Genomic DNA, 516 nt, shown 5'->3' with positions numbered 1-516 from the left:
CGACTCTCGGAGACGCCCCATGAACCCTCTTCTTCGAGCCTTGCGGACGTACGTCCGCCACAACCCCGCCGGACCAGGCGTTCCCCAGCTCGCCGGCCACCTGGACGAACACCTGAAGAACCACCCCGTCACCACGGTCACCCGCACCCGCTCCGGCGCCCACTTCCCCGTGACGACCAGCGACGTCATCCAGCGCTACCTCTACCTCTTCGGCGCATGGGAACCCCACCTCACCTCCTTCGTCTCCCGCAGACTCCGGCCCGGAGACACCTTCATCGACGTCGGCGCGAACATCGGCTACTACACCGTCCTCGCCTCCCAACTCGTCGGCTCCACAGGCCGGGTCGTGGCCGTCGAACCCTCCCCCGACTTCCACGAGGCCCTGGCCGGGAACGTCCGCCTCAACGGATGCGCGAACGTCCGCACCGTCAACACCGCCGTCTCCGACACCCCCGGACGGCTGACCTTCTACCTGGAAGACCCCATGAACCTCGGCGGCACCACCGCCGTCCGGCC

General features: G+C 68.4%; 1 protein-coding gene. It reads left to right on the top strand.

Annotated elements, in window-relative coordinates; all coding sequences use genetic code 11:
- Positions 1-19 precede the first annotated feature (19 nt).
- A partial coding sequence (locus PV682_RS44220; RefSeq protein ID WP_319738632.1) for an FkbM family methyltransferase occupies positions 20-516 on the top strand: 497 nt, incomplete at its 3' end.

Source organism: Streptomyces niveiscabiei, from assembly GCF_033794345.1.
In the GTDB taxonomy this organism is placed as follows: Bacteria; Actinomycetota; Actinomycetes; order Streptomycetales; family Streptomycetaceae; genus Streptomyces; species Streptomyces niveiscabiei.
This window is presented reverse-complemented; position numbering and strand designations above follow the sequence as displayed.